Source organism: Demequina capsici, from assembly GCF_032102965.1.
Classification (GTDB): Bacteria; Actinomycetota; Actinomycetes; order Actinomycetales; family Demequinaceae; genus Demequina; species Demequina capsici.
The window spans coordinates 1,753,232-1,774,614 of sequence record NZ_CP134880.1; the positions used below are offsets into that span (position 1 = coordinate 1,753,232).

Annotated in this window: 19 protein-coding genes; 4 read left to right on the forward strand and 15 right to left on the reverse strand. The window is 70.3% G+C overall.

All coding sequences use genetic code 11. The features are described 5' to 3' along the window. Positions 1–92: 92 nt before the first annotated feature. The 12 genes from RN607_RS08415 to mraZ all read right to left on the reverse strand — a co-directional run bounded on the left by RN607_RS08415 (position 93) and on the right by mraZ (position 14,066). Positions 93–1,100, reverse strand: coding sequence for a cell division protein FtsQ/DivIB (locus RN607_RS08415; protein ID WP_313541842.1), 1,008 nt, complete (start codon positions 1,098–1,100; stop codon positions 93–95). Then, on the reverse strand, positions 1,093–2,460 hold the full coding sequence (gene murC, locus RN607_RS08420; protein ID WP_313541845.1) for a UDP-N-acetylmuramate--L-alanine ligase: 1,368 nt from the start codon (positions 2,458–2,460) through the stop codon (positions 1,093–1,095). The genes RN607_RS08415 and murC overlap by 8 nt, the downstream gene beginning before the upstream one ends. Beyond that, positions 2,457–3,572: a UDP-N-acetylglucosamine--N-acetylmuramyl-(pentapeptide) pyrophosphoryl-undecaprenol N-acetylglucosamine transferase gene (locus RN607_RS08425; RefSeq protein WP_313541848.1), complete on the reverse strand. Its 1,116-nt coding sequence runs from the start codon at positions 3,570–3,572 to the stop codon at positions 2,457–2,459. Before RN607_RS08425 ends, murC begins: the two co-directional genes overlap by 4 nt. After that, positions 3,565–4,776 (reverse strand): FtsW/RodA/SpoVE family cell cycle protein, encoded by a 1,212-nt coding sequence (locus tag RN607_RS08430; protein WP_313541851.1) that lies wholly within the window; start codon positions 4,774–4,776, stop codon positions 3,565–3,567. Before RN607_RS08430 ends, RN607_RS08425 begins: the two co-directional genes overlap by 8 nt. A gap of 26 nt (positions 4,777–4,802) precedes the next feature. Further along, a complete protein-coding gene (gene murD, locus RN607_RS08435; RefSeq protein WP_313541854.1) occupies positions 4,803–6,164 on the reverse strand; it encodes a UDP-N-acetylmuramoyl-L-alanine--D-glutamate ligase in 1,362 nt (453 codons plus the stop codon). Further along, positions 6,161–7,246 (reverse strand): phospho-N-acetylmuramoyl-pentapeptide-transferase, encoded by a 1,086-nt coding sequence (gene mraY, locus RN607_RS08440; protein WP_313496194.1) that lies wholly within the window; start codon positions 7,244–7,246, stop codon positions 6,161–6,163. The genes murD and mraY overlap by 4 nt, the downstream gene beginning before the upstream one ends. Further along, a complete protein-coding gene (locus tag RN607_RS08445) occupies positions 7,243–8,640 on the reverse strand; it encodes a UDP-N-acetylmuramoyl-tripeptide--D-alanyl-D-alanine ligase (RefSeq protein ID WP_313541857.1) in 1,398 nt (465 codons plus the stop codon). Before RN607_RS08445 ends, mraY begins: the two co-directional genes overlap by 4 nt. Beyond that, entirely contained in the window at positions 8,637–10,232 is a 1,596-nt protein-coding gene (locus RN607_RS08450) for a UDP-N-acetylmuramoyl-L-alanyl-D-glutamate--2,6-diaminopimelate ligase (RefSeq protein ID WP_313541860.1), read from the reverse strand. The genes RN607_RS08445 and RN607_RS08450 overlap by 4 nt, the downstream gene beginning before the upstream one ends. An 11-nt stretch (positions 10,233–10,243) precedes the next feature. Further along, a complete protein-coding gene (locus RN607_RS08455) occupies positions 10,244–12,040 on the reverse strand; it encodes a peptidoglycan D,D-transpeptidase FtsI family protein (protein WP_313496199.1) in 1,797 nt (598 codons plus the stop codon). Then, positions 12,040–12,504 (reverse strand): cell division protein FtsL, encoded by a 465-nt coding sequence (gene ftsL / locus RN607_RS08460; protein ID WP_313541861.1) that lies wholly within the window; start codon positions 12,502–12,504, stop codon positions 12,040–12,042. Before ftsL ends, RN607_RS08455 begins: the two co-directional genes overlap by 1 nt. Next, positions 12,501–13,490, reverse strand: coding sequence for a 16S rRNA (cytosine(1402)-N(4))-methyltransferase RsmH (gene rsmH / locus RN607_RS08465; protein ID WP_313541863.1), 990 nt, complete (start codon positions 13,488–13,490; stop codon positions 12,501–12,503). The genes ftsL and rsmH overlap by 4 nt, the downstream gene beginning before the upstream one ends. Before the next feature lie 108 nt (positions 13,491–13,598). Next, the gene (gene mraZ / locus RN607_RS08470; protein WP_313541866.1) at positions 13,599–14,066 is read right to left on the reverse strand and encodes a division/cell wall cluster transcriptional repressor MraZ; all 468 of its coding nucleotides are present in this window, start codon (positions 14,064–14,066) and stop codon (positions 13,599–13,601) included. 198 nt (positions 14,067–14,264) lie between these two features. Here mraZ and RN607_RS08475 point away from each other — a divergent pair, with 198 nt between their 5' ends. Genes RN607_RS08475 through RN607_RS08485 form a run of 3 tightly spaced genes read left to right on the forward strand, consistent with a single transcriptional unit; the run spans position 14,265 to position 18,657 of the window. Then, positions 14,265–15,260: an AAA family ATPase gene (locus RN607_RS08475; RefSeq protein ID WP_313496207.1), complete on the forward strand. Its 996-nt coding sequence runs from the start codon at positions 14,265–14,267 to the stop codon at positions 15,258–15,260. Continuing rightward, positions 15,257–16,531: a DUF58 domain-containing protein gene (locus RN607_RS08480; RefSeq protein ID WP_313541868.1), complete on the forward strand. Its 1,275-nt coding sequence runs from the start codon at positions 15,257–15,259 to the stop codon at positions 16,529–16,531. The genes RN607_RS08475 and RN607_RS08480 overlap by 4 nt, the downstream gene beginning before the upstream one ends. Continuing rightward, positions 16,528–18,657 carry a transglutaminase TgpA family protein gene (locus tag RN607_RS08485; protein WP_313541871.1) on the forward strand — a complete coding sequence of 710 codons (2,130 nt, stop codon included), beginning with the start codon at positions 16,528–16,530 and terminating at the stop codon, positions 18,655–18,657. The genes RN607_RS08480 and RN607_RS08485 overlap by 4 nt, the downstream gene beginning before the upstream one ends. 69 nt (positions 18,658–18,726) lie before the next feature. On the opposite strand, the gene RN607_RS08490 is transcribed toward RN607_RS08485, so the two are convergent. Further along, positions 18,727–19,110 (reverse strand): SCO2097 family morphological protein, encoded by a 384-nt coding sequence (locus RN607_RS08490; RefSeq protein ID WP_313496212.1) that lies wholly within the window; start codon positions 19,108–19,110, stop codon positions 18,727–18,729. Between the two features lie 90 nt (positions 19,111–19,200). On the opposite strand from RN607_RS08490, the gene RN607_RS08495 reads away from it, so the two are divergent. Next, positions 19,201–19,980: a spermidine synthase gene (locus RN607_RS08495; RefSeq protein WP_313496214.1), complete on the forward strand. Its 780-nt coding sequence runs from the start codon at positions 19,201–19,203 to the stop codon at positions 19,978–19,980. Between the two features lie 21 nt (positions 19,981–20,001). Here the strand turns inward: RN607_RS08495 and RN607_RS08500 are convergent, their stop codons facing one another. Then, on the reverse strand, positions 20,002–20,205 hold the full coding sequence (locus tag RN607_RS08500) for a cold-shock protein (protein ID WP_062203110.1): 204 nt from the start codon (positions 20,203–20,205) through the stop codon (positions 20,002–20,004). A 185-nt stretch (positions 20,206–20,390) separates the two neighbouring features. After that, positions 20,391–21,311 carry a proteasome assembly chaperone family protein gene (locus tag RN607_RS08505; protein WP_313541873.1) on the reverse strand — a complete coding sequence of 307 codons (921 nt, stop codon included), beginning with the start codon at positions 21,309–21,311 and terminating at the stop codon, positions 20,391–20,393. Positions 21,312–21,383: the final 72 nt, after the last annotated feature.

Sequence of the window (21,383 nt, forward strand, 5' to 3'; positions counted from 1 at the left end):
AGTTGATCCACGACGAAGGTACGTCGCCAGGCTCCCGCTGACCCGCAGGCGCGGCGCGTGTCGCACGTATCCGTGCCGCGCGGAGCCCTGTCCTACTGCGCCCGCGTGATGGGCAAGGTCGGCGCTGAGACGTCGATCACCGCGGCGGACGACGCCTCAGGCGAGCCCAACAGCACGACGAGCACCTGCGCCTTCGTCGCCGAGTCCTCCACCCCGCCCCATTCGACCTGCGGGCCGTCACGCAGCGTGAAACTCACCGAGTCCTCAGAATCGGCGTTGATGTCCTGGACCCGCGCCCGCAGGTCCACCGGCAGCTCGTCGATGACACCGAGAACCGCGTCGAGGACGCGATCGCTGCCGTCGCCGAGCGGCACGTTCACCACGGGCAGGTCCGTCGGCGCGTCGGTCACCGTCGTGACGGTCGTCGCAGAATCGTCCACGATCGCGTACCCGCCGTCGGCGACCGGCACGGCCGCCACCGGGACCCTGGCGTCGATGTCGATCCGCAACGTGGACGGCCAGAGGCGCTCCACCGTCGCGTCCGCGATCCCCGGGATCGCCTGCAGGCTCGCCACCAGCGCCGCGGTGTCCACGAGGGCGAGCGAGTCACCGTCGTACTGCGCGACGGCGGCATCGACGGCAGCGGTGTCCACGTACGGGCCAGACCCCGAGATCTCGGCAGCCGATGCGTCGAAGCGCAGGAACGGCGACATCACCACAGCCCAGACCAGCAGCAGCAGCGCCGCGACGACTGCTCCGCGCCGACCCCACCTGCGCAGCACGAGGCGGCGCTCCGCGGACCTCTTCTCCGCGAGACGCTCACGCATGCGCAGCGTGACGCCGTCCGTCTCACGCCCGCCGACCCTGGTGAAGACCTCGGGATCGACGGCGGTGGTGGTCCTCGGGTTCTCCGCCGCCGGCCCCGCGGCGTTCTCCTGCACACGGACCGCGGTGCGTGTCTCGGCCATCTCGGACACCGGCCGTCGGCGCTCGCTCGTCGGCACGACGCGCGCGGGCGCGTCCCGCGCGCCCGGCTTCGGCACCACGGGTCGGCCCTTCACACCGGGCGGTCGCGCAGGCGTCGTGGGCCTGTCAGGCATGCTCCGCTCCCCCGGCGCCGTCCCGCAACGCCTCGAGGACCCACCCCGCCGCCTGCGTCACCGGCCCGGAGCCGACCGTCAGCACCAGGTCGCCCGGGCGGGCGATCCGCGCGACCTCGGCGGCCGCGTCTGCGAGATCGGGGACGAGCCGCAACGACGAACCCTCGGGCGGGGTCGCCGCGTCAGCTATCAGCCGCGACGTGACACCAGGGATCGGGTCCTCCCGATCGCCATGGACCTCTGCCAGGATTACGTCAGCGTCCGGCACGGACAAGGCACGCCCGAATGCGGCTGCGTGAAGCTGGGTGCGTGTGAACAGCGCCGGCTGGAACAGCACGATCAGGTGGCCTGCACCGGATGCGCGCGCGCCCGCGAGCATCGCCGCGACCTCCGTGGGGTGATGCGCGTAGTCGTCGATCACACGGATGCCGCCCACCTCGCCGCGCAGCTCGAAGCGGCGCCCTGTGCCCCCGAAGGTCGCCACGGCGCGCGCGGCACGCACGGGGTCCGCCCCCATGTGAACCGCGGCCGCCCACGCCGCCGCGGCATTGAGGCGCTGATGCGCACCAGGAAGCGACGGGGTGATCTCGAACACCTCCCCGTCCCGCACGAGGCCCTCGGGCGTGACACGCACGTCGGCGTCGGCCGCGACGCCATAGCCGACCACCCTGCGGCCCTCAGCTCGCAGCCGGGTGGCGATCCGGCGCACCACCGGGTCGTCGACGCACGCGACCAGCAGCTCGGCTCCTCGCGCGAACGCCTCGAACGCGGCGTGGAGCGCCTCGACCGTGCCGTGGAAGTCCAGATGATCGGGTTCGATGTTGAGGATGATCGCGACCTCGGTGTCGTACCGCAGGAACGACCCGTCCGACTCATCGGCCTCCACCACCGCGACGCCGCTCGTCCCGGCGTACCCGCCCGCGACCGCACCCTCGATGCCGAGCACGCGAGCGCCGACGGCGTAGCTCGCGTCGACGCCGCAGGCATGCAGCAGGTGCGCCGTCAGCGCCGAGGTGGTCGTCTTGCCATGGGACCCCGCCACGCTGACGAGGCGCTGCCCCTCGAGCGCCCGCGCGAGCGCCTCGGAGCGATGCAGCACAGGGATGTGGAGCTCGCGCGCATGCGCCAGCTCCACATTGGACTCGCGCACCGCGGTAGAGATCACCACGGCGGCAGCGCCCTCGACGAGCGAGGCGTCATGCCCGATGCGCACATCCATGCCCGCCGCCTTCAGCGCCAGGAAGTACGCGCTCTCCTTCGCGTCCGTGCCGGACACGTCCACGCCGGTCGCCGCCGTCAGGCGTGCCACCGCGGACATGCCGGAGCCGCCCACGCCGATGAAGTGGAGACGATCGGTCACAGCTGCTCCTCCACGAGGTCCGCAAGCCGAGCGGAACCGTCTGCGATGCCGACGCGCTGTGCCGCCGCGCGCATCCGGGCAGGCGCCTCGCGGTCGAGCAGCATCCGCTCGGCCGCCATCTCGATCGACGCGGGGTTCAGATCCGCGTCGCGGATCATCGTGGCGGCGCCGGCGCTCACGGCGGGTCCAGCGTTCAGCCCCTGCTCGCCGTTCCCATGCGGCAGCGGCACGTACAGCGCGGGGATGCCGAGCGCCGTCAGCTCGCACACCATGCCGGCCCCGGATCGAGCCACCACCGCGCCGGCCGCGCCGAGCATCGCCGCCATGTCGTGCGCGTACTCCTGCACCAGGTACATCTGCCGGTGCACCGCCGGGAGATCTCCTTGCGCCCGCAGCGCCTCGTCGGCCTTGCCCTTGCCGGTGAGGTGGATCACGTGCACACCGTGAGACGTGAGCCGCGCGGCCGCACCGGCGGTGGCGGCGTTGAGGCTCGCCGCGCCCGACGAGCCGCCCGTCACGAGCAGCACGGGCGCATCGGCAGGCCAGCCCAGGTTCATGCGTGCGAGCGACTGCAGCTCGTCGCGTGCCCCGTCGTCGTTCAACGACGTCGCGAGGTCGGCGATCTGCGCCCGCAGCGGCAGGCCGGTCACCACAGCGCCCTTGAGGGGCGTTCCGGAGAACGTCGCGGCGACCGCGACGGCCCACCTGGCTCCGAGGCGGTTGGCAAGGCCCGGACGCATGTTCCCCTCATGGACGATCACCGGCACCTTGCGGCGACGCGCGGCGAGATACGCGGGCGTCGACGCGTAGCCCCCGAATCCGACGACGGCCTTCGCTCCGATGGCGTCGATCGCGTCGCCTGCGGCATCCACGGCGCGCTTCAGGTTCACGGGCAGGCGCAGCAGATCCATCGACGGACGGCGCGGCATCGGCACCTTCGGCACCGTGAAGAGCTCCAGCCCTGCGCGGGGCACCAGATCCACCTCGAGACCCTGCGCCGTGCCGAGCGCGGCGGGCGCGTGGCCGCGCGCCTGGAGCTCGGCCGCGGTGGCGAGCAGCGGGTTCACGTGACCTGCGGTGCCTCCACCCGCGAGCAGGATGGGCTCACCCACGACGCCCCCTGGACACGACGGCGATGGACCGCTTGATCATGGAAGGTCGTGCGGCGAAGGCCTCGGGCGCTCCTGGCTCGCGTCTGGCGAACGCCAGGAGCACGCCGAGAGCAGCGAGCGAGGCGATCAACGAGGAGCCTCCGGACGAGACGAGCGGGAGCGGCACGCCGGTCACGGGGAGCAGCTCCAGCACCACGGCGATGTTGATGAACGCCTGGCCGACGATCCAGGCGCCGAGCGCCGCGGACGTGATCTGGACGAACGGGTCGCGGTGCCTGTGCACGAGCCGCGTGACCGCGACCAGGATCATGGCGAAAGCGATGAGGACTGCCACGGTGCCGATGAGCCCCCACTCCTCTCCGATGATGGCGTAGATGAAGTCGTTGTCCGACGCGGGGAGGTAACCCCACTTCTCCCGGCTCATGCCTGGGCCCAGACCCCAGATGCCGCCCGAGGCGAGAGCCCACGTGCCACGCGTCTGCTGGAGGCACGCGCCCTGGGTGTCGCAGTCCGCGGAGAGCCACGTCATGATGCGGGCGATGCGGGTGGTGCCCTGCGTGAGGAGCACGATCACTCCCACGGACGCGGCGGCCGCGCCCAGGCCGAAGAATCGTGCAGGCACACCCGCGACCCAGTACGCGGCAGCGGTCAGCATGACCATGACGATCGCGGTGCCCATGTCGTGACCCACGAGGACCAGCCCGATCATGCCCGCGGCCGCAATGCCGCTCGGCACCGCGATCGCCTTGAGACTGGTCAGCTCCTTGCGCATCTGGGCGAGCACGAGCCCGAGGTACAGCGCGAGCCCCAGCTTGGCGAACTCCGATGGCTGCACGGAGACCGATCCGATGCGGATCCAGTTCTTGTTGCCGCCCACCGCGTACCCCGTGAGCTGGACCACGACCAGCAGACCGATCGAACCGTAGAAGACCAGAGGAGTCATCCTCTTCCACCACACGATCGGCATGCGGGAGCCGAGCACCAGCGCGGTGAGCCCCAGGAGCAGCGCGGCGAACTGGACCAGGAAGAGGGTCCACGGGTTGCCGCCTGTCGAGCGGATCGACGAGATCGACGAGCTCGAGAGCACGACCGCCAGGCCGATCATCACCAGGATGGTGGTGGCCGCCGCCAACAGGTAGTACGTGACGACGGGAGAGCCCGTGGGCGCCGGTGCGGCCTTGCGGCGGTCGGTCGTCGCCGTCACGGTCACCTCCCCTCGGCGCTCGGCGCCTATTCCAGAGCCTGCGCCGCCTGGGCGAAGGCCTCTCCTCGATCCGCATAGCTGGTGAACTGGTCGAACGATGCGCATGCCGGTGACAGCAGCACGGTGTCGCCGTGGGAGGCGAGCGACCGAGCCGAGTCGACGGCTCTGGCCATCACAGTGTCTCCCGGCTCGATGCGCACCACGGGTATATCGGGCGCGTGTCCCTCGAGGGCGGAGGCGAGCGGTGCAGGGTCATCGCCTATCAGCACCACCGCCTTGAGGCGGTCACGCACCGCCTCGACGAGCGGCGAGAACTCCTGTCCCTTGGGCAGGCCACCGGCGATCCACACGACGGACGACGCGGGCATCCCGCCGAACGCGGCGATCGCGGCATGCGCGTTGGTCGCCTTCGAATCGTCCACGTACGAGACCCCGTCGAGCTCGCGCACGAACGCCGTCCGATGCTTGTCGAGCGAGAAGCCACGCAGTCCTGCAGCGACGGCAGCAGCGTCCACGCCCACGGCTCGCGCGAGCGCCGCCGCTGCGAGCGCGTTCGTGACGAGGTACGGAGGCACCGTCCCAGCCACGAGGTGCGCAAGGTCGCTCACATGCCCCAGCTCCACCGCCTCGCGCCGGCGATCGTCGACAAATGCACGGTCCACGAGGATTCCCTCGACCACTCCCAGCTGGCTGAGACCGGGCGCGCCGAGCGTGACGCCGATGGCACGACACCCCTCCACGACGTCGGCCTCCTCCACCATGGACTCGACAAGCTTGTCGGCGGCGGGGTACACGCACGCGACCTGCACGTGCCGGTACACGCGTGCCTTCGCCGCCCGGTACGCCTCGAGAGAACCGTGCCAGTCCGTGTGGTCGTCGTCGGCGTTGAGGCAGACCGCCGCATGCGGCGACAGCGTCTCGGTGAAGTGGAGCTGAAGGCTGGCGATCTCGACTGCGACGAGGTCGTGCTGCTCTCGTCCGGCGGTGATCACCGGGATGCCCATGTTCCCGCACACCGCGACGTCCAGACCTCCGGCTTCGGCGATCGCGCCGACCATCTGCGTGGTGGTCGTCTTGCCGTTCGTGCCGGTGACGAGGACCCATGGGACCCCGTGGCGGCGCACGCGCCAGGCGAACTCCATCTCGGACCAGATCGGCAGGCCCGCCGCCGCGCACGCGCGGATCGCGTCCGAGTGCGGAGCGAACGCCGCGGAGGCCATCACCACGTCGAACGTCGTGAGATCGAGCTCCGACACATCGAGGTGGTCGGCCCGTCCGTTGGCGTCGACGGTGACCGCCTGGGCACCCTCCTGCTCGCACGCGAGGCGCGCAGAGGTCCCTGCGACGCCGACGCCGAGGATGAGGACCCTCAGCCCCGCGATGCTCACAGGTTCGCCACCCACTCCGCGTAGAAGATCCCGACGCCGATGGCCGCGAAGAGCCCCGCGATGATCCAGAACCTCACGACGATCGTCACCTCGTTCCACCCCATCAGCTCGAAGTGGTGGTGCAGCGGGGCCATCTTGAACAGCCGTTTGCCGCCGCTGATCTTGAACCAGCCGATCTGCAGGACCGACGACGCGACGACCAGCACGAACAGCCCTCCGACGATCAGACCCAGGAACTCGGTGCGGGACACGATCGTCATCCCCGCGATCGCACCGCCGAGCGCGAGCGAGCCCGTGTCTCCCATGAAGATGCGGGCCGGCGAGGTGTTCCACCACAGGAACCCGAAGCAGGATCCGGCGAGCGCGGAGGCCAGCACTGCGAGATCGAGCGGGTCACGGACGTCGTAGCACAGCGATCCCGTGCCGCTGAGCTGGCAGTTCTGCTGGAGCTGCCAGATGGCGATGATCACGTACGAGCCGAAGAAGATGAGCGACGCACCCGTGGCGAGACCGTCGAGCCCATCGGTGAGGTTCACGGCGTTCGACCACGCGGTGATCAGGAAGTTGGCCCAGATCACGAAGGCGATGATCGCCAGCGCGGGACCGAGCACCGCCAGATCCACCGCGGTGTCGCGCAGGAACGAGACGGCGGTCGACGCAGGCGTGATGCCATCGTCGTTCGGGAACTGCAGCGCCATCACGGCGAACGCGATCCCGACCACGCCTTGGCCGAGGATCTTCCACCTGGCCTTGAGGCCGAGCGACCGTTCCTGCCGGATCTTGATCGCGTCGTCCAGGAAGCCGACGAAGCCGAGCCCGACCAGCAGGAAGACGACGAGGGCGGAGGACGCGTTCGGTGCGCGCCCGATGAACAGGTTCCCGCCCAGCCAGCCCACGAGCGCAGCGAGGATGATGACGACTCCGCCCATGGTCGGGGTGCCGCGCTTCACGTGGTGCGATGCGGGTCCGTCCTGGCGGATGAACTGACCGTAGTGCTTGCTGGTGAGGTAGCGGATGAACAGCGGCGTCCCGAGCAGCGAGACCAGCAGCGCGATACCACCAGCGGCGACGACCGCCTTCATGCGTTCTCCTCCAGCAGGGCATCGGCGAGCTTCAGGAGCCCGGAGTCTCGCGAGGACTTCAGCAGCACGGTGTCCCCCGGTCGAAGGATGCGGTCCAGCATCTCGCGAGCCTCGTCAATCGTAGCGGCGTAGGCAGCCTCGTCGCCCCAGGAGCCCTCCCGCACGGCTGACACGTACGCGGGCCGCGCACCTTCGCCGACGACCAGCAGCAGGTCGAGCCGGAGGCGCACCGCGTCCAGGCCGATCTCCTCGTGCGCCGGGCGCGACAGCTCGCCCATCTCGCGCATCTCGCCGATCACGGCGATGGCACGTCCGTCCTGGGCGACATCCTTCAGCGCGCGCAGCGCCGCCCTCATCGACTCGGGGCTGGCGTTGTACGCGTCGTCCAGGATCCACACACCGTCCGCGCGCTGCGTGAGCGCCATACGATGCGACGACAGCGGCTTCGCGGCGGCGAGGGTCTCCCATGCGATGGCGGGGTCGAGGCCGCACTGCACGGCGACCGAGAACGCGGCCAGCACGTTGGTGACGTGGTGCTCGCCCACGAGGGCCAGGGTGCGTCGCGGAAGGGCGCCGATCGCGAACGACGCGCGTCCGCGCTCGTTCGTGAGGCCGTGCGCCCGGTTCGCCGCTCCCTCCGAGACGCCGAAGAGGATCATGCCGTAGGAGGGCTGCTGCGCGATCGCTTCGTCGACGTCCTCATGGTGCGGCGCCATCGCCGCCACGCGCGCATCGTCGGCGTTGAGTATCGCGACGCCGCCAGGCTGCAGCCCGTCGAGGATCGAGGCCTTCTCCTTGGCGAGCGCCTCGGGCGAGCCGTAGCCGCCCAGGTGCGCGGTGCCCACGGTGAGCACCACGGCGAGGTCGAGCGGGGCGATGTCGGTCAGGTACGCGAGGTCACCCGGCGCGCTCGCACCCATCTCGAGCACCAGGAACCGCGTGCTCGCCTCCGTCCCGAGGATCGTGAGCGGCACGCCGAGCGCGTCGTTGTAGCTCTTGATCGGTCCGTGGACGTTCGGCAGGACCTGCAGGAGGAGGTCCTTCGTGGTCGTCTTGCCGTTCGAGCCGGTGATCCCGATCACGGTCAGCTCGCCCTCGGACCGGAGCAGCGCCAGGTACGCCTTGGCGAGGCGTCCCGCCGCGGCGGGGACATCGTCGACAAGGATGTGCGGGACGTCGACCGGGCGCGACGCGAGCGTGAGCACCGCCCCGGCCTCGGTCGCGTCGTCGACGAAGAGGTGTCCGTCGAAGATCTCGCCGACGACCGCAAGGTAGAGCGCGCCGGGCTTCAGCACCCTCGTGTCGTTCCATGCGGAGCTCACCGTCACGTGTGCGTCGGCGTGCAGGGCGCCGCCGACCGCGTCGGCGATCCAGCCCGCAGTGAGCGGCCTCATTCCTGCCCGCCTTCCCGCTCGGCGACGATGCAGGCATGGGCCGCAAGGTAGGCGTCGCGGTCGTTGTACCGATGGAACACTCCGGCGATCTCCTGCGTGGGCTCATGGCCCTTCCCGGTGACGATCACCGTGTCCCCTGGTCGCCCGAGCCGGAGCCCGTACGCGACGGCCTCGACCCGTGGCTCCACCTCGTGCACGTCGTGAAGGTCCGGTCGCACCTTCTGGATCCCCTCGCGGATGGCGGCTCGGATCGCGGCCGGCTCCTCGGACCGTGGATTCTCGTCGGTCAGGACGATGATGTCCGCGAGCTGCGCCGCGATCTCCCCCATGACCGGGCGCTTGCCCTGGTCGCGGTCGCCGTCGGAGCCGAAGATCAGGATCAGGCGCCCCGGCGTGATGGGGCGGACGCCCTCCAGCGCCAGCGTGAGCGCATCAGGCGTATGCGCGTAGTCGACGATCGCGAGCGGATCGACATCGCTGCGCTCGATCACACGTTCCATGCGACCGGGCACCTCATGACCCCCCGCGACACCCGCGATCGCGTCGTCGAGCGGCACGCCTGCAGCGTGCGCAGCGACGATCGCGACCATGGAGTTGCTGACGTTGACCAGCCCTGGCAGCGGGCTCTCGGCGTGGTGCTCCGCGCCCTCCGGGTCGGTGAAGGTGAAGCGGGAGCCGACGCCGTCGAGGCCGATGTCGGCCCACGTCACCGACCAGTCGGCCGGATGAGGGGCGTCAGGTCGCGTCGACACCCGCTCGCACGGGATCTGCACGCGGCCCGCGAGCTTGCGTCCCCATTCGTCGTCCACGTTGATGACCGCGCGGCGCGCACGGCCAGGCTCGAAGAGCCGCGCCTTGGCGTCCAGGTAGCCGTCCATCGTCTTGTGGAAGTCCAGGTGGTCCCATTGCAGGTTGGTGAACACGGCGACCGCGAACTCGACTCCTGCGATGCGATCGAGCGCCGCCGCATGCGAGCTCACCTCGGTGACCGCGGCCGTCACGCCCTCGTCGCGCATCCGCGCGAGCAGGCCGTGGAGCACCGGCGCCTCGACGGTCGTGCGCGGGCTCTCGATCGCCTCGCTGCCGATCCGCAGCTCGACGGTGCCCATGATCCCTGTGCGGTCGTGGGTACGTCTCAAGGCGGACTCGATGAAGTAGCTCGTGGTCGTCTTGCCGTTGGTCCCCGTCACGCCGACGAACACCAGGTCCCTCGACGGATCCCCGTAGATCAGCGCCGCTGCCTCACCCATCGCCGCACGCGGGTCCGCGACGACGAGCACGGGCAACGCCACTTCGTCGGCCGCGAGCAGCTCCGCGCCCGCGGCGTCGGTGAGGACGGCGGCAGCGCCCGCTGCGGCGACCTGGGCGCCGAACGTCGCGCCATGCACCTTGAATCCGGGGAAGGCTCCGAAGAGGTCCCCCGGGCGAACCTCACGCGAGTCGACGGTGGCGCCGCTGAGGGCGACGCTGCTGGGCTCGGCGCCGTCGGGCCGCGCACTGCCAGGTCCCATGAGGTGCAGCGCATCCGCGCCGACTCGTGCGGCGACTTGCGCAAGATTCGCGCCCCGCGCGTGCGCGGGTCGAAGCTCCATCGAGGTCAAGCTCACTCCCAGGTGGTGGGGTACGGATCCGCCTGGCCCGTCGACGGCGCCACTCCCAGCGACTGCAGGGTCAGGGTCGCCACGTCGCGGAACACGGGCGCGGCCACCGTCCCGCCCCAGATCGAGGTCTTGGGGTCGAACATGATGACCGACACGACGATACGCGGATCATCCGCCGGGGCGATGCCGACGAACGACGCGACGATACCGGACTGCGTGCCGTCGCTGCCGATCACCTGTGCAGTTCCCGTCTTGCCCGCCACGCGGTAGCCGGTGATCTGCGCGGCGCCGCCGGTGCCTTCCGCTGTGACGTCCTCGAGCATGCGCATCAGCTCGGATGCGGTCTCCTCGCTGACGACCTGGGTGGGCGCGTCGGTGTCGCGCGGCGTGAATGTGCCGTCGGCGGACTTGTAGCCCGACACCACCGTGGGCTGCACCCGCACTCCCCCGTTGGCGATCGTCTGGTACACCTGCGCCGTCTGCAGCGCTGTGACGGAGACGCCCTGGCCGTAGAGGACGGCGTACTCGGTACGACCGTCCCACTTGCTGTAGTCGTGCAGGATGCCGCCGGACTCTCCGGGAAGGCCCACGTCGGTGGGCGTGCCGAAGCCGAACGCGCTGAGGTACTTGTAGCGCGTCGCGAGGTCCAGCTGCTGTCCCACCTGGATCGTGCCCGTGTTCGAGGAGTTGACGAGGATGCCTGCGAGGGTGAGCTTCTGGTCGCCGTAGTCGTGCGAGTCGTGGAAGGTCTGGCCGTTCGCCGTCGTGTACTCGTACGGGGCGACGAACTGCGACGTGGGCGTCGCGACGCCCTCCTCGATCGCGGCGGCCATGGTGATGACCTTGGCGGTCGATCCGGGCTCGAAGACAGTCGACACGGCCCGCGATCCACGGTCGTCGGGTGCGGAGGCGCCGGGGTCGTTCGGGTCGACGGTGTCCGAGTCGGCGAGCGCGTAGATCTCCCCGGTCTTCACGTCCTCGACGATGACGATGCCGGCGGACGACCCTGTGTTGCTCACCGCGGTGTCAAGGATCTGCTGCACCTGGTACTGGATGTCGGAGTCGATGGTGAGCACGACCGTGTCGCCGGGCTGGGCCGCGGTCTCGTCGAGGATGCCGGTGGGGATCACCGTGCCGCCGACGCCGCGCTCGTAGGTGATCGACCCGTCCTCGCCCACCAGGGTGTCCTCGAGCGCAAGCTCGATGCCTGCGTTGCCGAACAGCCCGGCCTGGTCGGAACGACCGCCCATGAAGCCGACGACGTTGCCCGCTACCGTGCCGTTCGGGTAGATCCGATCCGAGACGCTCTCCTTGCCGATGCCGTAGATGCCTTCGTCGTCGATCAGCTGCCAGGTCTCCGGCGTCACCGACTTGGCGATGTACTTGAACGTCGCGTCGCCGACGAGCAGCGCTGCCAGCTCGCTCTCGCTCATGCCGAGGATGGGCGCGAGGATCTTCGCGGCGTCGAGCGGTCCCTGTGCCGTGACGGTGCCGTTGTCGGTGCGCTTCCATTCGGCGAGCTCGGTCTGGTCGACATACACGTTGTACCGCTGCACCGACGTGGCGAGCACCACGCCGTTCCTGTCGACGATGTCGGCACGCTCCGTGGACACGCTCGTGGTCGTGAGGCGCGTGGCAAGCGCCTGCTCGGACAGCTCGGCGGCGTTGACCCCCTGCACCATGACGAGCCTGCCGACGAACACCAGCAGGATGGCGAGCGCCCCGAGGGAGAGCAGACGCTGACGGCGCACGGGATGGCCCACGCGCGGAAGATGCGTGCGGACCGCGGGCTCAGCCATCAGCCCGTCCTCGCCTCGAGCACCACTCCTTGCTGCAATGACACGAAGCCGAGCGTATCCGCCGGCACCATGCCGAGGTCGGAGGCACGCTGCGCCAGCTGCTGAGGAGCCGAGTTCGCCTCGAGCTGCATCACGAGATCGTCATGCTGCTGCGCGAGCTGCGCGATCTCGAGCTTGAGGTCACGCCGCTCGTAGGCCCCCTCCGTCATCACGATGTTGATCAGGAGCACGGCGGCGAGGGAGGCGACGATGATGCCGACGCACAGGGCTGCGAACGGCACGATCGAGCGCGCCTGCTGCGGCGCGGCGACGGCCTTGAGATGCGACGCGCGGCCCGTGTCGGCGATGTCCGCGGCGTGACGCTGACGGCGCGGGGCCGTGGCGGTGGCCGCGCCCGCGCGGGCGGCGCCCCTGGCAGGAGCCGGATACGCGACCGCGGGACGATGCTTGGGGACGGCGCTCACACGAGCCTCCTCACTCGGGACGGCGGCGTGGGCCGCAGACGTTCGACGGCGCGCAGGCGCACCGGCTTCGACCGGGGGTTGGCCTCCGCCTCCTCGGCGGACGCCTTCTCAGCTCCTCGCGTGAGCAGACGGAGAAACGGTTGCGCCTCGTCTGGGACGACAGGCAGCCCGGGCGGCGCGTCGACCTCCGCGCCTGCGGCGAAGGCATGCTTCACGAGGCGGTCCTCGAGCGAGTGATAGCTCATGACCACGACCCGCCCTCCCACGCGCACCGACTCGATCGCCTCAGGCACCGCCCGTTCAAGCACCTCGAGCTCGCGGTTGACCGCGATGCGCAGCGCCTGGAACGTGCGCTTCGCGGGGTGGCCGCCGGGCGCGTTGCGGACGGCGGCGGGCATGGCCTCACGGACGATCTCGGCGAGCTCGGTGGACCGCGTCAGCGGAGCGGTCTCGCGACGTCGGACGATCGCGCGCGCGATCCTCGGCGCGTACCGTTCCTCGCCGTAGACGCGGAGCAGCCGTGCGATCTCACGCTCGTCCTCGTCCCGCAGGAGGTCCGCGGCGGTGCGCGACTCGGTGCGGTCCATCCGCATGTCCAGCGGCGCGTCCTGGGCGTATGAGAAGCCGCGGTCCGCCTCGTCGATCTGCAGCGAGCTCACGCCCAGGTCGAGCAGCACCGCGTCGGCCTGCGCGGCGCCTGCGGCCGCGAGCGCTCCGCGCATGTCGTCGTATGTCGCATGGTGGGCCACGAACCGGTCGCCGAAGCGTGCGAGCCGCTCGGACGCGAGCGCGATGGCCTGCTCGTCCCTGTCGATGCCTACGACCCTCGCTGCGGGGCATCGTTCGAGGATCGCCTCGGTGTGGCCACCCATGCCGAGCGTGCCGTCGATGGCCACCGCACCGTCGTGCAGGAGCGCGGGGGCCATCAATTCGACGCACCGGTCGCGCATGACCGGCACGTGGCGTGACGCTGCATCCTGCCCCATGGCCCCTCCTTCCCTGCTGTCGTGCCATGCCCCGAGGTCTCCCTCCGGCCCCTCTGGCGGGGGGAAGTCCGCCAGAGCTGCTCGGAAGAAGGCCACGGGGCACGTGCGTCACATGTCGTCGAACACCTCGGCGGCCGTCTTCGCGTACGCGTCCTCGCCCGCCTCCAGGTAGGCCTCCCAGGCCTCCACGTCCCAGATCTCGACCCGGGACCCCATGCCGACCACGGCCACCTCCCTGTCGATCCCCGCGTACTTCCGCAGCGGCTGAGACAGCAGCACCCGACCCTGCTTGTCGGGGATGTCGTCCTGCGCGTAGGCCAGGAAGGACCTCATGTAGTCGCGCGCCGCCTTGTTCTCGAGCGGCGCCTTCCGGAGGCGGTTGTGAACCTCCTGGAACTCGTCGATCGGGAACACGAAGATGCACCGGTCCAGACCACGGGTCGCGACCAGCCCGGAGGCGAGCCGCCCGCGGAACTTGGCGGGGAGGATCAGCCGGCCCTTGTCATCGAGACGGGGCGTGAACGTGCCGAGCAGGACCCCGGTGGGACCCAGGCCGTGCACCGCCGCATCCGACACGTGACCACTCCTCCCCTCGCCACGGTTCACCCGATGCCCCCACTTTACTCCACTTCTCCCCACAAATCTGGATATCGACGTCAATTTCCTTCATTTGAGGATTGAATATCCAGGTAGATGACCTTAACTGAAGTGGAGGGCTGTGGCAGGAACCTTCCCGTCGGCTACCCTCGAACCTGGGCGAACAGGAGGACCCTCATGCCACACCCGATCCCGTCCGAGGCCGACCTCTCCGAGGTCGCGGAGGTCGTCGAGCGCGTGCGCCGCTCGATCAGCACCGTGCTCTCGGGACTAGGACCCGCGATCGACTCCACGCTCGCAACGGTCCTGGCAGAAGGCCATGTGCTCATGGAGGACGTGCCCGGGGTCGGGAAGACGACGCTGGCGAGGGCGCTCGCTGCGTCTGTCGGCACGCACGTCGGTCGCATCCAGTTCACGCCCGACCTGCTCCCGTCCGACGTGACGGGCGTCAGCGTCTACCGCGCCGATGAGCACACGTTCGAGTTCCGCCCAGGCCCCGTCTTCGCCCACGTGGTGATCGCGGACGAGATCAACCGTGCCTCACCGAAGACGCAGTCGGCGCTCCTGGAATCGATGCAGGAGGGCCGCGTCACCGTCGACGGCACGACCCACCCGCTTCCGTCCCCGTTCCTCGTCGTCGCCACCCAGAACCCGGTCGAGATGGAGGGCACGTACCCGCTGCCCGAGGCCCAGCGTGATCGCTTCATGACGCAGGTGACGGTCGGGTACCCCTCGCCGGACCACGAGGTCGCCATGCTCGACTCGCATGACGGAACGGATCCGCTCACCCAGGTCACGTCGGTCGCCGACACCGCCACGCTCGCACGGATGATCGGCGTCGCGCGTCGCATCTACGCCGCACCGGCCATCAAGCAGTACATCGTGGACCTGATGAGCGCCACCCGATCGGACCCGGCGCTGCGGCTCGGCGGCTCGCCCCGAGCCTCGCTCCAACTGCTCGCCGCCGCGAAGGGCCGCGCAGCGATGCACGGCCGCAACCACGTGCTCCCCGACGACATCAAGGCGTTGAGCGGGCCGGTGCTCGCGCACCGGATCATCCCGTCGATCGAGGCGCGCACCGGCGGACGCTCGCCGGAGTCGATCATCGCCGCGCTCGTCGCACAGGTGCCGGTCCCGAGCGAGGCTCGTACCCGGGCGGCGCGCCCGGCATGACCTCGCGGGGCACATCGAGCGCCACGACCGCGGCCGAGGCCTCTCGCGCCGGCCGGACCGAGACGGTCGTCACCTCTCGCGGTATCGGCATGACGTCCGCAGGCGTCGCCGTGACCGTGCTCGGCGTCGGCCTCGCGTCCCCGTTCCTCACCCTCATCGGCATCGCGGTCCTCTCGTGCGCGGCGATCGCCGCACTGTGGATCGCCGGCTCCGTGCAGATCCTCCGACGCAGGTACCGTGCGGCACGACGGGTGATCGTCCCGTTCCCGCTCGCAGCGGGGTCACCAGGCACCGTCACGGTGGACATCGAGGCGATCCGCCCCACATCGCTGGTCCCCGGGCTCGACATCAGGGAGCAGGCCGCGGCCGAGCTGACGGGAATGAGGCCCACCACGGCGTCCGTCTCGCGGGCGCGTGGTCTGGTAAGCCTGTCGTACTCGCTGCACCCGACCACTCGCGGCCGGTGGCCGCTGGGGCCGGCGGTCGTCCGCACCGCGGACCCCTTCGGTCTCGTGTGGGCCGACACCCCTGTCGGCGCCGAGGAGGTGGTTCCCGTCAGGCCGCGCATCGTCGAGCTCCCTGCCGCGGGCGGCTCCCGCATGGACGGGCTCGAGCAGATCTCACGCGGCGCCCGACGCGCCTCCTCGGACGACGCCGCCGTCCGCGAGTACCGGCACGGGGACGACCCGCGCCGGGTGCACTGGCCCAGCACCGCGCGACGCGGCAGCCTCGTCGTGCGCGCCGACGAGCACGCGGGCCGACCACCCGCAGTCGTGCTCGCAGATCTGCCACCCGCCGGCGCCGACCTCGAGACCGCGGTCGGCGCGACCGCGTCGGTCGCTCTCGCGGTCCTTGCCGACGGACACGCCGTGCGGCTCGTCGTCCCCGGCAGGGAATCGTCGCGACGGTGGGCGGCCGAGGCTCGCGACGAGGCGCGCATCGGAGTCCTCGACGAGTGCATCGATCTCACCCCCGCGCAAGGCTCGCCGTCGGAGGCGCTGGCGCGATCCGCTACCTCGCTGCTCGACGACGGTGCGGGCTCGCTCGTCATCGCGCTCGTCGAGCCTCGTGGGGCCGAGGACCCCGGAGTGCGCGCACTGTCGCGCTCGGGCGTGACCGGCCGCACCGTCGCGCTCGTCCGGCAGGGAAGGCATGCGGCATCGACGCGCGATGCGCTCGCGCGAGGCGGCTGGCGCTGCACGTCATGGCGCGATCTGGACGACCTCGCGCAGGCCTGGGCCGACGTGGCGCGAGCCACGGAGCGCGCATGAGAGGCAGTCAGCACGTCCCCTGGGGCGCGACACCTCTGATCGCGGGCGCGAGCGTCGCGGGCCTGCTCGCGTTCTCCACCCCGGTGGAGCTCGGCGCATGGCTGACCGGCCCACTGCTGCTGCTGTCGGTCGTGGTCGCGGTCGTGCTCGCTGCACGGCTGATCACGCGCTCGCGCATGATCCCGACCGCCGCAGGCCTCGCAGTCGCGTTGGTGGCGGCGGTGCCGATGCACACGAACAGCCCGCTGCCCACGCCCGCGGCGCTCCGCGCATTGCTCGACGCCGTACGCGAAGGCATCACGTACACGATGACGAGCGCCGCGCCCGTCACCGACACCGCACCGCTGACAGCGCTCGTCAGCGTCGGAATAGTCCTCCTGTTCCTGGTCGCAGAGCACCTCAGCGTGTCGTGGCGTGCGACAGGTGCCGCGGGCGCGCTCCTCCTGCTCCCGTGGCTGCCGGCCGCGGTCGTCCCGTGGGCCGTGCCCTGGACGGGCGTCGCCGCCGCGGTCGTCCTCTGGCTCGGCGCGCTCGCGCTCACGTCGGCCCACGACGACGTACCCGTGCCGCCCCGTGTGCTCTCGTGGCTCCCCGCCACGGCAGCAGTGATAGGAGTCTCAGCACTCGTCGCGCCTCTGCTGGTCGGCGTCCCCGGTTGGGGATCGCTGCCCCAGCTCCGCACAGGCGGCGACGCCGCCACACGCCTCGACCTCGGCCTGGACCTCCGGGAGTCGCTCACGAGCCGTTCCCAGTCCACCGTCCTGACGTACACCACCTCTGACGGCTCGCCCGTCGACGTCCTGCGGCTGTACACCGCCGAGGACTTCACCGGAAGCTCGTGGCAGCGCAACCCTTCGGGAACCGCCAGCGAGACAACGTCAGGCTGGATCCTGTGGCCGCAGCAGGAGTTCGTCACGCAGGAGCCGGCCCAGACCATCGAGATCTCGGTCGACACGTTGACGGAGTCCGCGCTCCCTCTCACCGTCGATCCGCGCCGGGCGTACGTGTCGAACCTGTGGCAGTACGACTCCGTCGACGACGAGGTGCGCTCGACGGAGACCGACACGGCAGGCATGGACTACACGCTCGTCAGCGATCCGGGATACGTCACTCCCGGGAGACTCGCGAACGCGTCCGGCGAGGACCAGGTCGACGCCGCCGCGCTCACAGTCCCTGCCGCGGTCGACGCCGCCCGGATCGGCGCGGTCGCCCGTGAGATCGTGGCCGACGCAGGCGCGACGAACAGGTACGAGCAGGCTCTCGCCATCCAGGCCTGGCTGCGAGATCCCGCCGAGTTCACCTACACGACGGCCGTGGCCCTCAGCGGCGACGACGCCGTCTCGGAGTTCCTCGACACCCGTGAGGGCTACTGCGTCCAGTTCGCGACGACGATGGTCGTGATGGCACGGCTGTTGGGCATCCCCGCTCGGATCGGCATCGGGTTCCTCGGCGGCAAGCAGAGCCCCGACGGCGGCTTCGAGGTCATCGGCGGCAACGCCCATGCATGGCCGGAGCTGTACTTCCCAGGCACAGGATGGGTGAGGTTCGAGCCGACGCCTGCAGTGCAGGCGACCGCGCCGGCGTACGCGAACACGGACAGCGGCGCGACCGCTGCCCCGACCGCGTCTCCGTCCCCATCCCCGTCGACGTCGTCCGAGCCGACCGACAGCGCCACGCCGTCGTCGTCGCCCTCCACCACCGCTTCCACGGACCCTACGACGGGCGGAGGGCGCACCGGCGGCACGACGCTCCTGCTGTGGCTCGCCCTCGTCGCCGCAGCCGCGGCGCTCGGTCTCGGAGCCTGGGGCTGGCGTAGCGCTGGCAGACGCACGACCAGCTTCGCGAAGGGCGCGGAGGCCGCGTGGGACAGGTTGCGCACCAGGCTCCCGGAACGGGCTCGCTGGCCGCTGTCAGCCACTCCGAGCGAGGCTGCCGCGCACGTCCGGTCCACCGTGCGCCTGGCCGATGCGGCGGACGACGCGCTGACTGAGCTGACCGACGCGATCACCGCCGCAAGGTATGCGCCTTCCCACCAGGCGGATCACGACGCATCACCGCAGGTGCAGCACCTCAAGTCGCTGGCCGATGCGATCGCATCGTCCGCGCGTCACGACCGCGGCAGGTGAACGTCTGCGGCCGCACGCCCTGCAGGCGCGACCCAGTCGAACGATTCGTCGCGCGTCGCGTGGGGTTCGCTAGAAGTCGCCGTTCTCGCGGCGACGGTCGTACCGCTCCTCCATGCGTTGCATGAAGGACTTCTTCGACGGCTGCGCCTTCACGGGACCTGACTTCGCAGCACCGCCCTTGGTCTTGGCGGCGCCCTTCGAGTCAGGCGCACCCAGGAGAGCCCACAGCGCCGCCGCGATCATGATCGCGAAGCCGACGATCCCCAGCCACATCATCTGCGTGACCACGCCGATCACGACCACGCCGAGTCCGATGACCACGCCGACGACGCCGAGCGCGATCCTGCTGCGCGACTTGGGACGACGCTTCATCGCGCGTCCAAGCTGAGGATCGGCGCCCAGATCACGCTCAAGCTGGTCGAGCACGCGCTGCTCGTACTCCGACAGCGGCATCGCGCCACCTCCTCACCGCGGCCCGGGGAGTGGACCTGTTGCCAGTCTAGTTCGAACGGCCACCGCAATCCAGCCGTCTACGCTGGGGCCATGGCACGCCGCAGGCACTCCCCGAACGGCGTCGCCGTCGGTGTGCCGCGTGAGGTCGAGTTCCCCATCGCCACCGGCGTCGCGCTGCTGCGGGACGAGCCTGATGGGACAACGTTCCTATGGGTCAACGGTGTTCCCAGCTCGCCGCTGCGCGCAGATCCTGAGGTGCTCGACTTCGAGTACATGCAGCACATGTCCGCAGCCGTCGCCGTCTGGAGTCCCCCGCCCCGCATGCTCGCGATGCACGTGGGCGCCGCCGCGTGCGCCTTCCCGCGGCACCTCGCGCATCGGTACCCGGACTCAGGCCACATCGCGGTCGACATCGACGCGACGCTGCCCGAGCTGGTCAGAGGATGGTGGGACCTGCCGAAGGCGCCGCGGCTGAGGATCCGTGCCCAGGACGGCCTGGAAGCGCTCGCCACGCGGGCAGACGACAGCCTGGATCTCGTCGTGAGAGACGCCTTCTCCGGCGCAGACACGCCGAGTCACCTCGCCGATCAGACCTGGTGGGCCGAGGCGAGCCGCGTGCTGCGGCACGGTGGGCTCGTGCTGGCCAACGTGGGCACGAGGCCTGGGGGGACATCCGCTCGAACCGATCTCGCGGCTGCGAGGGCCGCGATGGGAGCAGTGACGTCGATTGGTGAGCATGCGGTGCTCAAGGGGCGCCGACGCGGGAACATAGTGCTCGCCGCGTCGACGCGCCTCGATACAGATGCGCTCGCACGCTATGCCGCGTCAGCATCGCTGCCGACCGGCATCAGGACCGACTGGACGCCGTGACCGGCGCCCCGTCAGGCCTGATTACAGCGGGCGGACGTTCGAGGCCTGGGGGCCCTTGGGGCCCTGCGTGACCTCGAACTCGACGCGCTGCTGCTCGTCGAGCGACTTGTAGCCGTCGGTCTCGATCGCCGAGTAGTGGACGAAGACGTCAGCGCCGCCGCCGTCCTGGGCGATGAAGCCGAAGCCCTTCTCTGCGTTGAACCACTTCACGGAACCCTGCGCCATGCGGGTTTCTCCCTTGTATTCCTTGCCCTGGGAGGGAAGCGCGACACCGTGCCGCGCCCGTCGCCGCAATGACTTCTCCCACCCTGGGGGGCGGGTTCCTGCACACTACGTTCTTGCAACCGAGACCAAGTGTGTCACGCCAAGGGGTCCGAGCGCCACGACTCGCCGTCATTCTGCTGTGGGCGTCACCCCTGCGGGTAGTCGGGACCGTGCTGGCGAAGGTACTTCTCGAACTCCTCGCCCAGCTCGTCCGCGGACGGCAGCATGCCCTCCCGAAGCATCTGATCGTCGCGGGACTCCTGGAAAGCGTCGTACTGCTCCTCTAACGCGGTCACCAGCGCCTGGACCTCCTCCGACTCGGCGAGCTGGCGGGCGATCTCCTCCGACGCGCGCTCAGCCTCCGCATCCAACGCGTCTGGGTCGAGCGCCAGCCCGGAGAGGTCCTCGAGGCCCTTGAGAGCGCGCTGCGCCGCCTGAGGATACGACGATTGCGCCAGGTAATGGGGCACATGGACCGCCACGTTGACCGCATCGATGCCCCACTGCCCGAACCTGTACTCGAGCAGGTTCTGCGCCGAGGCGGGCACCGCGACCGTGCCGAACATGCTCGGCTGGTCGGGAAGCAGGTCCTGCGAGGTGCCGTGGACCGTCACGTTCAGGGGCCTCGTGTGAGGCACCGCCATGGGGATGCCGTGCGTACCCATCACAAGCCCGACGCCGAGCCGCTGGACCATGTCGCGGACGGCGCGGATGTAGGCCTCCCAGCGGATGTCAGGCTCGAACCCGTGCAGCAGGAGGAACGGGTGATCCTCTGCGTCGCGGACCATGTCCAGGGCGAGATACGGCTCGTCGTACGAGGTCCACTCGTTCACCGAGAACGTCATCTCGGGCCGTCGCGACCGGTAGTCGAGGAGCTCGTCGATGTCGAATGTCGCGATCCTCACCGGATCGCCCTCCTCGACAAGGTGCTCCGCGACAAGGCGGCCGGTCCTTCCCGCATCGATGAAGCCGCGCAAGGAGTGCATGAGGACAGCGCCCTCCGAAGGCGCCACCTCAGCCCAGGCTGCGACGCCCTCCGGGTCCCAGGTCACCAGCTTCGTCTCCATATCCGCTCATCCTCCCACGCCCCGCGCGCACGGTCGGGCGCTTCAGCCTCCGGCGAAAGGACCGGTGACAAC